The organism is Collimonas sp. OK412 (assembly GCF_900112135.1).
GTDB classification, from domain to species: Bacteria; Pseudomonadota; Gammaproteobacteria; order Burkholderiales; family Burkholderiaceae_D; genus Collimonas; species Collimonas rhizosphaerae.
This window is the reverse complement of sequence record NZ_FOLC01000004.1, coordinates 65,161-79,260: the sequence shown is the minus strand read 5'-3', so window position 1 is coordinate 79,260 and position 14,100 is coordinate 65,161. Positions and strand designations below refer to the sequence as shown.

The window sequence follows — 14,100 nt, the reverse complement described above, 5'->3', positions numbered from 1 at the left end:
CGCCTTCAGCGTGCAGCCGCCATGCTGCGCATAGCCATCGTCGGCGGCGGCACCGCGGGCGCCGCCAGCGCCCTGTTCCTGGCCCGCGCCGGCCACCAGGTCACCTTGTTCGAACGCGTGGCGCAACCCACCGCGGTAGGCGCCGGCATCTTGCTGCAGCCGACCGGCATGCACGTGCTGGCGGCGCTTGGCCTGCTTGACACCATCCTGGAACACGGCGCCCGCAACGACCGCCTGTTCGGCACCACGGCCGGCGGCCGCACCGTGCTGGATGTGCGCTATCGCCACCATGATCCGCAATCGTTCGGCCTCGGCCTGCATCGCGGCGCCTTGTTTTCCGTGTTGTGGCAAGCGGTGCAGACAGCGGGAATCGCAGTCCGCAGCGCAACCGACATCACCCGCATCCAGCAGTCGGGCGGCAAGACCTTGCTGTTTTCCCGCGATCCTGCACCAGGCAGCGTTGAGGCTGCCGCCGGCGAATTCGATTGCGCCGTCATCGCCGACGGCACCCGTTCGCAACTGCGGGCGGCGCTGGCGATTCCGCAAAAGGTCACGCCTTATCCCTGGGGTGCACTATGGGCGCTGGTGCCTGACGATGGCCTGACGCAGGGCGGACTGCGCCAATGGTTCCGCCATGCGCACCAGATGCTGGGCCTGATGCCTACCGGCTTTGCGTATAAGCAAATGGAAAGACCGATACTCAGCCTGTTCTGGAGCCTGCGCGCGGACCGCCTGCAGCATTGGCAAGAGCAAGGACTGGAGGCTTGGAAGAAATCGGTGCTGGAGCTGGCTCCGGTTGCCACGGTCCTGCAACATATACAAAGCCAGGAGCAACTGACCTTTGCGCGTTATGCCGATGTGCAGATGCGGCACTGGCACGATGCGCGGGTAGTCTGCATCGGCGACTGCGCCCACGCCACCAGTCCGCAGCTGGGGCAAGGCGCCAACCTGGCGCTGGTCGATGCGATGACGCTGGCGGCCTGTTTTGCCGAGGCGCCGGTGGTGGAGCAAGCGCTGGCCCTGTATTCGCAGCGGCGGCGCACGCATCTGCGTTATTACCAGGGCGCCAGCAAGTTGCTGACGCCCTTTTTCCAATCCGATTCGCGCATCGCCAGCACCTTGCGCGACATCGCCCTGGGCCCGCTATGCGGCATGCCTATCGCGCGCCAGCAGATGGCGATGACGCTCAGCGGCAGCAAGACCGGCTGGTTGTTCGGCAAGCTGCGGCAACCGAAGTAGCTATCGCGGCCTCGGCCGCTGTCAGGCCGGGTGCAGGTGGCGCGCTCTCACCAGCGCTTCCGATTTGCGCTTTTTCAGCCAGATGGCGATGCCGGTAATCATGAACAATAGCGGCAGGAAACCGAGAAAGGCGACCAGCATCTTGCCCGGCAAACCCATGATCTGGCCGGTATGCAAACCGTATTGCACGCCGATGAAGGTATCGCCGGCCGAGCCTTTCAACGGATCCAGCGAGCGCAGCACACGGCCGTCGGCAGAGTCGACAAATACGCGTACGCTGCCGCTGTCCTGGATATCGTCCGGCTTGCGCAGGCGGACCTGGTAAATGCCGTGTTTTTCGTCACGCGCGATGCGTGCCGGGGTGGCAAGCGGCAGGCTGGCTTGCGCCGAAGCCAGCGCCTGCTGCCAGCTGATCTGCCGCTTGTTCTCGGTAGCCAGCGATTTGGCGACTTCCTTGGGCGGCGGCGTCAGCGGCGACAGGCTGGAGACCAGCGGACGGGCAACGTCCGGCAGGTTCATCACGGCGCCGGTAAAAGCGGTGATCACCAGAAGCACCCCGGCGACCAGGCCGACCGTACGATGCAAGTCATACATCAGGCGAAAACTGCCGGCGCCGCGCTTGATCGACAGCGCCTTGCCCCAGCCCTTGCGATGCCTGGGCCAGGCCAGCGCGAAGCCGATCAGCAGCGTCGCCAGCCATAACAGGCCGAGGCTGCCGGAAATGATGGCGCCGGGCTTGTCCAGCAGCAGGTAGCGATGCAGGCGGAACAGGAAAGGCATCAGGTTTTGCGGGGCCAGGCTGACTGCCTTGGTATTGCGCTCGCCGACCACGGCCGCCGTGACCGGATCGATAAACACCGTATCCACCGCCAGCTCATCGCTCGGCTTGCGCGGCCGCAGTTTTGCCTCGAGCGGCGCGTTGGCGTCCTGCCCCATCGAGAAAAAGGCCAGCCGCGCGTGCGGATAATCCTGCTCAACCCGGGCCGCCAAGGCATCGATCGGCTGCCTGCCGCCGCTGGAGCCGAGATGGTAGAACTGCGGATTGAGCCAGGCGTCGATGTCGTCGTTGAACGCCAGCGCGGCGCCGGTCAGGCCTGCCATGACAATATACAAAGACAGCAGCAAGCCGCTGTAGCGGTGCAGCTTGACCAACCAATGACGTATTTCTTTTTTCACAATCACAAACCCGCTTACTCAAAGTTCGTATTGTAAATGTCGATTGAATGAGAATGGGTATTATTTCAAAAATCTTCGTCGCTGTGCTGGCTGGCGCTGCTCCAGGCTTGCAGTAAACGCCCTTCGGCGCGGGAGATGGCGTCGGCGGCGCCGCGCAAGACGACGATGTCTCCTGCCTGCAACACTGCTTCCGGCGTCGGCGCAATGCCGCTGCGGCCGCGCCGCAAGGCGGCGATCTCGGCGCCCATTTCCGGCAAGCCTAACCAGGCCAGCGAACGGCCGATGGCGCGCGCGCCTTCCGGCAAAGCCACCGAGTGCAGGCGCACCTGCAGGTGGTCGGCGGTATCCTGCGCATCGTCGATGCCGTGGAAAAAACCGCGCAGCGCGGCATAACGTTCGTCGCGCGTCGCCTGTACCCGGTGCACCACCCGGCGCAAGGGCACTCCCAGCATGACCAGTGCATGCGAGGCCAGCATCAGGCTGCCCTCCAGCGCTTCCGGCACCACTTCAGTGGCGCCGGCGGCGCGCAGCTGGTCGAGATCGGTGTCGTCGTAGCTGCGGACGATTACCGGCAGGGCCGGCGCCAGTTCGCTGACATGGTGCAATACCTTCAAGGCCGAGGGCGTGCTGGCGTAGGTGATCACCAGGGCGGCGGCGCGATGGACGCCGGCCGCCACCAGGCTTTCGCGGCGCGAGGCGTCGCCGTAGGAGACATGCGCGCCGGCAGAGCGGGCGTCGCGCACGCGGTCGGGGTCGAGATCGAGCGCGTGGTAATCGATGCCCTCTTCTTCCAGCAGCTTGGCCAGGCTCTGGCCGCTGCGGCCGAAGCCGGCAATGATCACGTGCTTCTTGGTGGCCATGGTGCGCGTCGCGATCTGGGTCAAGGCCAGCGACTGCATCATCCATTCGCTGGAAGACAGTTTCATCACGATGGCGTCGGATTTGGCCAGGATGAATGGCGCCGCCAGCATCGACAACACCATCGACGCCAGGATCAGCTGGATCAGCAAGGGATCAACCAGCTGCAGGCCGCCGGCCTGGTTCAGCAGCACGAAACCGAACTCCCCGGCCTGCGCCAGCGCCAGGCCGGTGCGCAGCGCGACGCCGGTGGATGAGCGAAAGATTTTCGCCAGCGCCGCGATCAGCACGAACTTGAGGAACACCGGGCCGATCAGCAGCAGCAATACCAGCCACCAGTGTTCAATCACCAGGCGCAGGTTGAGCAGCATGCCGACGGTGATGAAGAACAGCCCCAGCAGCACGTCCCGGAACGATTTGATGTCTTCTTCCACCTGGTGCTTGTATTCGGTTTCCGAAATCAGCATGCCGGCAATGAACGCGCCCAGCGCCAGCGACAGGCCGGCGCGCTCGGTAATCCAGGCTGCGGCCAGCGTGATCAGCAGCAGGTTCAGCATGAACAGCTCCTGCGAACGGCGCCGCACCACGATCTGGAACCAGCGCCGCATCAGCTTCTGGCCAAAGAACAGCAGCAGCGCCAGCACCAGCACCGCCTTGCCGCTGGCCCAGGCCAGCGTCGCCAGCAGGTTGCCGTTATGCTCGGCAAGGGCCGGCACCACGATCAGCAAAGGCACCAGCGCCAGGTCCTGGAACAGCAGGATGCCGATGATGCGGCGGCCGTGTTCGCTTTCCAGCTCCATGCGTTCGGTCAGCAGCTTGGACACGATAGCCGTGGAAGACATGGTCAGCGCGCCGCCCAGGGCGAACGCAGCCTGCCAGCTGATATTGGTGAGCTGCGGCAGGATGACCGCCATCAGCCAGCTGAACAGCATGGTGGCGCCGATGGTCAATCCAACCTGCGCCATGCCCAGGCCGAACACGATATGCCGCATCGCCGTCAGTTTCGGCAGCGAAAACTCGAGGCCGATCGAAAACATCAGGAACACCACGCCGAATTCCGCCAGCGCGTGGGTGGTGGCGTTGTCTTCGGCAAAACCCAGCGCATGCGGGCCGATCAGGATACCCACCGCCAGGTAGCCCAGCATCGGCGGCAAATGAAAGCTGCGAAAAGCCACCACGCCCAGTACGGCGGAGCCAAGCAGCAAGATTGTCAGTTCTAGTCCGGTAAGCATCATTGGTAATTAATTATTTCAATATCAACACATTGTTGCAGCAACGCTAATGCGGGCAGAACTAGGGACAGATTAATTGAAGCCGATCGAGACTGGCAAGTTTTTTGCTTTAGGATTTCGTTTATACTTTCGGGATGAGTCTAACCGATACTAAAATTTTGTCCCAAACCCTGCCCAAGTCATTCGACGCCGGCCGTGCGCTGAAACTTGCTCGGAGCACCCTGCAAATCGAAGCCGATGCCATCATCGCTCTGAAGAACCGGGTTTCCGACGACGTCAACGATCCTTTTGCACAGGCGATTGCCTTGCTGCTCAACTGCAGCGGCCGGGTGGTGGTCTCTGGAATAGGGAAATCCGGCCATATCGCCCGCAAGATCGCTGCCACGCTGGCCTCTACCGGCACCCCGGCCTTGTTCATCCATCCGGCCGAAGCGGCGCATGGCGACCTCGGCATGGTGACCGAGGACGATGCGTTCATCGCCATTTCGAATTCCGGCGAAACCGCGGAGCTGATGGCGATCGTGCCGATCATCAAACGCATGGGCGCCAGCCTGATCGCGATGACCGGCAACCAGGACTCGGCGCTGGCGCAACTGGCCAATGTGCACCTGGATGTCCGGGTCGACCAGGAAGCCTGTCCGCTGAACCTGGCGCCGACCGCCAGCACCACCGCGACGCTGGCGATGGGCGACGCCCTGGCGGTGGCGCTGCTGGACGCGCGCGGCTTCCGCGAAGAAGATTTCGCCCGCTCCCATCCCGGCGGCGCGCTCGGACGGCGCCTGCTGACCCACGTGCGCGACGTCATGCGCAGCGGCGAAGCGATTCCGGCCGTGACCGCGGACGTATCGCTGTCGCTGGCGCTGCTGGAAATCACCCGCAAGGGCATCGCCATGACCGCCGTGGTGGATGAAAAATTCCATGCCATCGGCGTCTTTACCGATGGCGACCTGCGGCGGCTGATCGAACAGGTGCAGGATTTCACCAAGCTCACGATCGCCGACGTCATGCACGCCAACCCGCGCTCCATCGGCCCGGACCAGCTGGCGGTCGACGCGGTGCACATGATGGAGCAATTCCGCATCAACCAGCTGCTGGTCACCGACGCCACTGGCATGCTGGTCGGCGCGCTGCATATCCATGACCTGACGCGCGCCAAGGTAATCTGATGAATATCCAGGCCAAGCACGGCGACAGCACCAACCTCGCCGACCTGACAGCGCGCGCAGCGCGGGTGCGCCTGATGATTTTCGACGTCGACGGCATCCTGACTGACGGCGGCCTGCTGTACGGCGCCGACGGCGAACAGCTCAAGCGCTTTAACGCGCTCGACGGCCACGGCATCAAGCAGTTGCAGCAGAGCGGCGTCGCCACCGCCATCATCAGCGCGCGGCAGTCGGCGATCGTCAGCCGCCGCGCCAGCGACCTTGGCATCGCTCATGTGCAGCAAGGCGTACATGACAAGCACGCGGCATTTGTCAAATTGCTTGCACAGCTGGGACTGGCGCCGGATGCCTGCGGCTTTATCGGCGACGATGTGATCGACTTGCCGATCCTGTCGCAGGTCGGTTTTGCGGTCAGCGTTCCCAACGGCCATCCCGATGTCCGCAGCCGCGTGCACTATGTCACCCAGGCCAGCGGCGGCCACGGCGCCGCGCGTGAAATCTGCGACCTGATCATGCAGGCGCAAAATACCTACGCAGCGACGCTGGCGTCGTACCTGCGCACCACACCGCAGGGCATTGCATGAAAAACCTGCGCTCCACCTACCGCTTCCGCTTCCTGCTGCTGCTGATATTGTTCATCTTGCTGGCGCTCGGCAGTTTCTGGCTGGTGCAGGTGATGCACCAGAATACCGAAGACCTGCTGCCGAAGGCGGCGCGCACCGAACCCGATTATTTCGTCGAGCATTTCAATTACGTGCAGATGTCGCCCACCGGGCAGCCGCGCTACAACATCTCGGGCGACCGGCTGACACATAATCCAGGCGATGATTCGTTCGATGTGCAAAAGCCGCTGATCCACAGCCTTGACAAGGAAAAGCCGCCGATGAACCTGCGCGCCGACCGCGGCAAGATCGAAGACAACAACAGCAAGGTGCATCTGTACGGCGACGTCAATGCGGACCGGCCGAAGACGCCGCAGGCCGACAATTTCCACCTGAAATCCGAATACCTGCTGCTGCTGCCCGACGACGACGTCATGCAGTCCGACAAACCGGTGGAGCTCACGCTGGGACAATCGGTATTGCATGGCACCGGCATGGATTTCAATAATTCCACGCGTGTACTGAAACTGTTCAGCAAGGTCCACGGCGTGTTTCCGCCCAAACCTCGCTGATCCAGGCAAACAGGCCATTTTATGCACACCGTTCTATCCTTTATCCAGGATTTTTCATGAAACGACTATTTTTCATATCCCTGCTGTTGCTTAGCGCCATAGGCGTGGCGCATGCAGAAAAAGCAGATTCCGAAAAACCGACGCTGATCGATTCCGACCAGCTCACCTATGACGACGTCAAGCAGGTCAATGTCGCTACCGGCAACGTGGTGCTGACGCGCGGTACGCTGCTGATGAAAGCCGACCGCGTGGTGGTGACTACCGATCCGTCCGGCTACCAGTTCGCCACCCTGTACGCAGATCCCGGCAAGCTCGCCACGTTCAAGCAAAAACGCGACGGCGGCCCCGACCTGTGGATCGACGGCCATGCCGAACGCATCGAATACGACGGCAAGACAGAAATCACCAAGCTGTTTTCCAAGGCGCAGATGCGCCGCCTGCAAGGCGACAAGCCGACCGACGAAGTGAACGGCGAATTCATTTCCTACGACAGCCGCACCGAATTCTATTCGGTCAACAATACCGTCAACGGCAATAGCCAGGCTGGCGCCGGACGCATACGCGCTGTCATCCAGCCGCGCCCGAAAGCTCCGCAATGACCGCTCCCAGCACCCTGATCGTCAAAGGCCTGCAGAAAAGCTACGGCGCGCGCCAGGTAGTCCACGACGTGTCGCTGACAGTGCATTGCGGCGAAGTGGTCGGCCTGCTGGGGCCCAACGGCGCCGGCAAGACTACTTCTTTCTACATGATCGTCGGCCTGGTGCCGTCGGACGGCGGCGAGATCGACCTCGACGGCGTCGACATTTCACGCTTGCCTATCCACCGGCGTGCAGTGCTTGGCCTGTCGTACCTGCCGCAAGAGGCATCGGTGTTCCGCAAGCTGACGGTGGAAGACAATATCCGCGCCGTGCTGGAACTGCAGCGTCCCAACGGCAAGCCGCTCACCAAGGTTCAAATCGACGAGCAGCTGCAGAAGCTGCTGCACGAGCTGCAAATCGAAAAACTGCGTGAAAACCAGGCGCTGTCGTTGTCGGGCGGTGAACGCCGGCGGGTCGAAATCGCCCGCGCGCTGGCCACCAATCCCCGCTTCGTCCTGCTGGATGAACCGTTTGCCGGGATCGATCCGATCGCCGTGATCGAGATCCAGCGCATCGTCCGCTTCCTCAAGGAACGCGGCATAGGCGTGCTGATCACCGACCACAATGTGCGCGAAACACTGGGCATCTGCGATCGCGCCTACATCATCAACCAGGGCAGCGTGCTGGCCAGCGGCAGTCCGGACGACATCATCGCCGACGAGTCGGTGCGGCGCGTATACCTGGGCGAGCATTTCCGCATGTAGCTTCATCGAGATATGCCCGAACGGTCGGGGGCAAGGGAATGCGCCGCGCTGCGGCAGCCTGCCCCGAATAAAGAAATACCAGTGAATTGTCTGCACGGAAGCCATGAAACAATCACTCCAGCTACGCACCTCGCAGCATCTTGCGCTGACACCTCAGTTGCAGCAGTCTATCCGGCTGCTGCAATTGTCCACGCTCGAACTGCACCAGGAGCTGGAACAGATCCTGTCGGACAATCCCCTGCTGGAGCGGGTCGACGACCCGCTCGACAATTCCGTACGCTTGCTGGCGGACGGCGCCATCAGCGGCACCGCGTCGACCATGGATGCCCCGGTGGGCGACAGCGAAGTGAGCAGCTCGCCGAGCGAAAGCGAAACCGGGCTGGACACGCCGCCGGCCGCCGAGAGCGGCCCGGAAAGCGGCGACAGCGAATGGAGTTTCGACGATGTCGCGCGCAGTTCAAAAACCCCGGATGACGAAGATGCGCGGCCGCAGCTGGAAGCCCACGAATCCACCTTGCGCGAACATCTGCTGCAGCAGATGCGCGAAACGCTGCACGACTTGCGTGACCGCGCCCTGGTCGAGCTGACCATCGATGCGCTGGACGACAACGGCTACCTGGAAGAATCGCTGGAAGAAATCCTGGAGCGGCTGCCGCCGGAACTGGAAATCGCCATCGAGGAATTATCGACGGCGCTGAAGATGGTGCAGAGTTTCGACCCGGCAGGCGTCGGCGCCCGCAATGCGGCGGAATGCCTGAGCTTGCAGATCAGGCGTTTTATCAAAGTGCCATTTGTCACGCGCCGGCTTGCATTGGCGATCGTGCAAGATCACCTGATGCTTTTTGCGCAACGCGATTTCAATAAAATCAAGAAGGCGCTCGATTGCGACGACGAAGACCTGCGCGAAGCGCAGGCAGTCATCAAGCAGTGCAATCCGCACCCCGGCGCGCCGTTCGCCGCCAACACTTCCGACTACGTCGTGCCCGACGTGATCGTCAGGCGCAGCAAGCAGGGCTGGCAGGTCATGCTCAACAATGACGTCATGCCAAGGCTCAGGGTGAATGTCCTGTATGCCAACATTCTGAAGCAAAGCAAGGGCGACGGCGCGCTCACTTCGCAGCTGCAGGAAGCCAAGTGGCTGATCAAGAATATGCGGCAGCGCTTCGACACCATCCTGCGCGTGGCGCAAGCCATCGTGGAACGCCAGAGGAATTTCTTTTCGCACGGCGCGGTGGCCATGCGGCCGCTTGTGTTGCGTGAAATAGCTGATACACTGGGACTACACGAGAGTACTATTTCTCGTGTAACCACTCAGAAATACATGCTCACTCCCCACGGGATGTTTGAACTGAAGTATTTCTTCGGCAGCCATGTTGCTACTGAGGCAGGTGGAGAGGCTTCCTCAACGGCAATCAGGGCACTCATTAAGCAATTGATAGGAGCGGAAGATACAAAAAATCCTTTCTCTGACAGCAAGATTGCCGACATGCTTGCGGAACAAGGTATGGTGGTAGCCCGCCGCACCGTCGCAAAATATCGCGAAGCACTGAAAATTCCGTCTGTTAATTTACGCAAGGCCTTGTAGTTCTTCTGGTTTGATTGTAAAGCTTACCCTTGCTGTGTCCAGACGAAGCGGGTTTCATTGGTTCTTGCCAGGACTGTCTGTTTTCGGACCGTCCGCCTAAAGATCCTGCGTATCCGGCTCCGGACCGCCAGCAATATTCTTGATAGGAGCGCTGTATGAACTTCACCATCAGTGGGCATCACCTCGAGTTAACCCCTGCCATTCGCGAATACGTACAAAGCAAACTAGAGCGTATCAAACGCCATTTCGACCAGGTCATCGATATCAGCGTGATCCTGACGGTCGACAAGATTACTGAAAAAGAAAAACGCCAAAAAGCGGAAATCAACCTGCGCGTAAAAGGAAAAGATTTGCATGCCGAAAGCATTGCCCACGATCTTTACGCCGCCATCGACGCCCTGATCGACAAGCTCGATCGCCAGGTGATCAAATACAAGGACAAGATGCAAGACCACCAGCACGATGCCATCAAGCACCTGCCGGAAGAACTCCCCGCCGCGACCTGATCCGGCCTGCGCGAGCTGTGTGGCTCGCGCCAATAAATGAACAAGGGCGCAGTCAATGCGCCCTTTGTTATTGTCAAACCATATTATTGTTTATCGCTGCGGCGCGTCCTTATTTCAATGCGCCGAACACCTTGCCGATAATCGCGCTGCCGGCGCCGACCGGATCCTGCCGTATCGCTTTCTCTTCGTCGCCGATGATGGTGTACAGGCCGTCCAGCGCACGCTGCGTGACGTAACCTTCAACGGTGCTTTGCTGGGCTGGCACCATGCCGGTCTTGCCGACTTGCCCCATGACCGAATTGTATTGCGCCGACAAGCCGTTGCGGTCGGTCACGCCTTTGACAATAGGCAGGAATTTCTGGCCCAGTTGCGCCGAAGTCTTCGCCTTGAAGAAGTCTGTCACCGAAGTATCGCCGCCGGTCAGGATGTTTTTTGCATCCGTCACCGACATCGATTTCACTGCATTCAACAGCAGCGGCTTGGCCAACGGCACTGCCTGTTCCGCGGCATGGTTCATCGACACCACCAGGTCGTCCAGTTTCTGTCCCTGGCCGGTCATCCTCAAGAGCGGCATGGCTTTATCGAGCACGCTGGGCAAGCCGATCTTGACCTTGTCGTTGTTCAGGAAGCCATTCTCGACGCCCAGTTTGGACACCGCGACATCCGCGCCTTTTTGCAGCGCAGCTTTCAGGCCGCTGCTGGCGTCCTGGTTGCTCAAGTCGCTTAAGGACAAGGCAAGCGCGGCGGAAGCGGTTACTGCCAGGGTCAGGGTCACTGCTGTTTGGTATACGCGGCGCATAACGATCCTCATGAAATGATTGGAAAACGACAAAGTCTACCCTAACTTGTTGCGTTTAGAGCAAGGGACCGGAAATCCCTGTGGTACGCATGTCAGAGATGGCCTTCGTCTACCAGGAACAAACGCCTGTGCTCGCGTATCGCGTAACGGTCGGTCATGCCGGCGATGTAATCGGCGATCGCGCGCGCCTGCGGGCTTGCTCCGGCCGTGCCGGGCTGGCCCAGCTGATAGTCGGGCGGCAGCAAGGTCGGCTCGGCGCTGAAACAGGCATACAGTTCGGCGACGATGCGGCGCGCCTTGGCCGTCATGCGATTGACCAGGTAGTGGCGGTACAGGTTTTCGCGCAAGAAGCGCTTCAGCAGCGCTGCCTGTTGCGCCATGCCGTCGGAAAATGCAATCAGGGGCGGCGCATTGCGCACCTCGTCGACGCTCTGCAGGCGGGCATCCAGGATGCGCTGCTGCGAGGTCTGGATCAGGTCGGTGATCAAGGCGTTGATCATGCGCCGCACCGTTTCATTGATCGCGCGGCGCCCGCCGAGGCCAGGGTACAGCCGCTCGACCTCGCGGCTGTGGGTTGCATAAAAATCTATCTGGTTCATCTGCTCCAGCGTCAGCAGGCCCGAACGCAATCCGTCGTCGACATCGTGGTTGTTGTAGGCAATCTCATCGGCCAGGTTGGCGACTTGCGCCTCCAGGCTCGGCTGCTTGCGCTGGATGAAGCGCTCGCCGATATCGCCCAGCTTCCTGGCGTTGGCCAGCGAACAGTGCTTCAGGATGCCCTCGCGGGTCTCGAACATCAGGTTCAGGCCGTCAAAAGCGCCGTAGCGCTGCTCCAGCTTGTCGACCACCCGCAGGCTCTGCAGGTTGTGTTCGAAGCCGCCATGCGCCTCCATGCAGTCATTCAGGGCATCCTGGCCGGCATGGCCGAATGGCGTATGCCCCAGGTCGTGGGCCAGTGAAATCGCCTCGACCAGATCTTCGTTCAGTTGCAGGTTGCGCGCAATCGAACGGGCGATTTGCGCCACTTCAATGCTGTGCGTCAGGCGCGTGCGGAACAGGTCGCCCTCATGGTTGACGAAAACCTGGGTCTTGTATTCCAGGCGGCGGAATGCGGTGCAATGGATGATGCGGTCGCGGTCGCGCTGGAACTCGCTGCGGGCGCTAGGTGGCGTTTCCTCGAACAGGCGTCCTCGCGACAGCCCAGAATGTGCGGCATAGGGGGCGAGAGGTTGAGCGAGAAGCGCTTCCGGGTTCATCGCGGCAAATCTCCCGAGGCTAGCTGCTGCAGCGTCGCCAGCAGCGCTTCTTGCGGCACGCCGGTGACCAGATGGCCGCCCAAGGGGTTCATCAGGATGAACTTGATCTGGCCGTCTTCGTTCTTTTTGTCGACCTGCATCAGCTCCAGCCAGCGCTGAGCGCCGAGGTTGGGCGCCTCGGTCGGCAGGCCGGCGGCGCGCACCAGCGCACTGACGCGTTCCTTGTCGACGGCGCTGATGTGCCCAAGCCGGTGCGACAGGTCAGCCGCCATCACCATGCCGCAACCGACCGCTTCACCATGCAGCCATTTGCCGTAGCCCAGGCCGGACTCGATCGCATGGCCGAAGGTATGGCCGAAATTCAGGATGGCGCGCAAGCCGCCTTCGCGTTCGTCTTGCCTGACCACGTCGGCTTTCAGCTCGCAGGAGCGGCGGATGGCGTAAGCCAGGGCAACGTTATCGCGCGCCATCAGCTTGCCGATATTGCTCTCTATCCATTTGAAGAATTCGGCGTCGATCACCGCGCCGTATTTGATCACTTCCGCCAGCCCGGCCGACAGCTCGCGCTCAGGCAGGCTGTGCAAGGTCATGGTATCGGCGATCACTGCCTGCGGCTGGTAGAAGGCGCCGATCATGTTTTTGCCGAGCGGATGGTTGATGCCGGTCTTGCCGCCCACCGAGGAATCGACCTGCGCCAGCAGGGTGGTCGGGATCTGCACGAACGGCACGCCGCGCATGTAGGCCGAAGCAGCGAAACCGGTAAGGTCGCCGATAACGCCGCCGCCCAGGGCGATCAAGGTCGTCTTGCGGCCGCATTTTGCGCTCAGCAGCCGATCGAAGATCTGCATCAGGCTGGCCCAGTTCTTTTCTTCTTCGCCGTCCGGCAATATGATTTCCAGCACGCTCTTGCCGGCGTCTTTCAACGCCTGGCTAAACCCTTGCAGGTACAGCGGCGCGACGGTAGTGTTGGTCACCACGGCGACCTGCTTGCCGATGATCAGGCGCGCAATCCGCTCACGGTCGTTCAGCAGCGACGGTCCGATCTCGATCGGGTAGCTGCGCTCGCCCAGTTCTACCTGGAGCGTGATGGTCGGCGCCGGGGCCGGAGGGGGCGACTGCTGGTTCATGGAAGAATTTGCTGAAATAGGGGTGATAGCGCCAGCCTGGCTAACCGTGCCCGATCCTGCTTCAGGCTCGTCGGGCAGCAGTTCCAGCTGGCTCAGGATACTGTGTACCAGGAATTGTACGTTAGGTCGGCCGGTGTCGATGACAATGTCGGCCACGTCGCGATAATACGGCTCTCGCTGCCGAGACAGTTCTTCCAGGCGCCGGCGCGGATCGGCTGTTTGCAACAGTGGCCGGTTCTTGTCGCGGCTGGTGCGCTGCAGGATGTTGTGGATGCTGGCACGCAAGTAAATCACGGTGCCGCGGTTTTTCAGGTATTCGCGGTTTTCCGGCCGCATGACAGCGCCGCCGCCGGTGGCCAGCACGATGCCGCGCCTGCCGCTGAGGTCGCGTATCACTTCCGTCTCGCGCTGGCGGAAGCTCTCTTCGCCTTCTATCTCGAAAATCAAAGGAATCGAGACGCCGGTACGCGCCTCGATTTCGTGATCCGAATCAATGAATAGCTTGTTGAGTTTTTTTGCCAGAGCGCGGCCAACCGTAGTCTTGCCCGCGCCCATCAGGCCTACCAGAAAGATATTGCCTGTGTACCGCACCATTTCACCACTCAACCTTTTGCTCAAAATACAGACACCGGCGCCAGGCCGG

The 14,100-nt window shown here is 61.3% G+C and carries 13 protein-coding genes; 8 read left to right on the top strand and 5 right to left on the bottom strand.

The window, feature by feature from the left end:
- Positions 1-21: 21 nt before the first annotated feature.
- Entirely contained in the window at positions 22-1,239 is a 1,218-nt protein-coding gene (locus BM062_RS05885) for an FAD-dependent oxidoreductase (RefSeq protein ID WP_092394541.1), read from the top strand.
- 21 nt (positions 1,240-1,260) lie between these two features.
- Here BM062_RS05885 and BM062_RS05880 read toward each other — a convergent pair whose 3' ends face one another.
- A complete protein-coding gene (locus BM062_RS05880) occupies positions 1,261-2,415 on the bottom strand; it encodes a PepSY-associated TM helix domain-containing protein (protein ID WP_139220001.1) in 1,155 nt (384 codons plus the stop codon).
- 65 nt (positions 2,416-2,480) lie between these two features.
- Complete coding sequence (locus BM062_RS05875; protein WP_092395065.1) at positions 2,481-4,505, bottom strand: monovalent cation:proton antiporter family protein; 2,025 nt, start codon at positions 4,503-4,505, stop codon at positions 2,481-2,483.
- Between the two features lie 134 nt (positions 4,506-4,639).
- Between BM062_RS05875 and BM062_RS05870 the strand changes: the two genes are divergently transcribed.
- The 7 genes from BM062_RS05870 (at position 4,640) to hpf (ending at position 10,275) form a co-directional block, all read left to right on the top strand.
- Positions 4,640-5,671 carry a KpsF/GutQ family sugar-phosphate isomerase gene (locus tag BM062_RS05870; protein WP_092394535.1) on the top strand — a complete coding sequence of 344 codons (1,032 nt, stop codon included), beginning with the start codon at positions 4,640-4,642 and terminating at the stop codon, positions 5,669-5,671.
- A complete protein-coding gene (locus BM062_RS05865; protein ID WP_092394532.1) occupies positions 5,671-6,252 on the top strand; it encodes a KdsC family phosphatase in 582 nt (193 codons plus the stop codon). The genes BM062_RS05870 and BM062_RS05865 overlap by 1 nt, the downstream gene beginning before the upstream one ends.
- A complete protein-coding gene (lptC, locus tag BM062_RS05860) occupies positions 6,249-6,842 on the top strand; it encodes an LPS export ABC transporter periplasmic protein LptC (RefSeq protein WP_092394529.1) in 594 nt (197 codons plus the stop codon). The genes BM062_RS05865 and lptC overlap by 4 nt, the downstream gene beginning before the upstream one ends.
- Positions 6,843-6,898: 56 nt before the next feature.
- Positions 6,899-7,441, top strand: a complete 543-nt coding sequence (lptA, locus tag BM062_RS05855; protein ID WP_092394526.1) for a lipopolysaccharide transport periplasmic protein LptA — start codon at positions 6,899-6,901, stop codon at positions 7,439-7,441.
- Positions 7,438-8,184: an LPS export ABC transporter ATP-binding protein gene (gene lptB / locus BM062_RS05850; protein WP_092394523.1), complete on the top strand. Its 747-nt coding sequence runs from the start codon at positions 7,438-7,440 to the stop codon at positions 8,182-8,184. Before lptA ends, lptB begins: the two co-directional genes overlap by 4 nt.
- Positions 8,185-8,287: 103 nt before the next feature.
- Positions 8,288-9,769, top strand: a complete 1,482-nt coding sequence (locus BM062_RS05845; protein WP_092394520.1) for an RNA polymerase factor sigma-54 — start codon at positions 8,288-8,290, stop codon at positions 9,767-9,769.
- Between the two features lie 155 nt (positions 9,770-9,924).
- Positions 9,925-10,275, top strand: coding sequence for a ribosome hibernation-promoting factor, HPF/YfiA family (gene hpf / locus BM062_RS05840; RefSeq protein ID WP_061532045.1), 351 nt, complete (start codon positions 9,925-9,927; stop codon positions 10,273-10,275).
- Between the two features lie 109 nt (positions 10,276-10,384).
- On the opposite strand, the gene BM062_RS05835 is transcribed toward hpf, so the two are convergent.
- The 3 genes from BM062_RS05835 to aroKB all read right to left on the bottom strand — a co-directional run bounded on the left by BM062_RS05835 (position 10,385) and on the right by aroKB (position 14,051).
- On the bottom strand, positions 10,385-11,074 hold the full coding sequence (locus BM062_RS05835; protein WP_254784952.1) for a DUF4197 domain-containing protein: 690 nt from the start codon (positions 11,072-11,074) through the stop codon (positions 10,385-10,387).
- 92 nt (positions 11,075-11,166) lie between these two features.
- Positions 11,167-12,330: a deoxyguanosinetriphosphate triphosphohydrolase gene (locus BM062_RS05830; RefSeq protein WP_092394514.1), complete on the bottom strand. Its 1,164-nt coding sequence runs from the start codon at positions 12,328-12,330 to the stop codon at positions 11,167-11,169.
- On the bottom strand, positions 12,327-14,051 hold the full coding sequence (aroKB, locus tag BM062_RS05825; RefSeq protein ID WP_092394511.1) for a bifunctional shikimate kinase/3-dehydroquinate synthase AroKB: 1,725 nt from the start codon (positions 14,049-14,051) through the stop codon (positions 12,327-12,329). The genes BM062_RS05830 and aroKB overlap by 4 nt, the downstream gene beginning before the upstream one ends.
- Between the last annotated feature and the right edge of the window lie 49 nt (positions 14,052-14,100).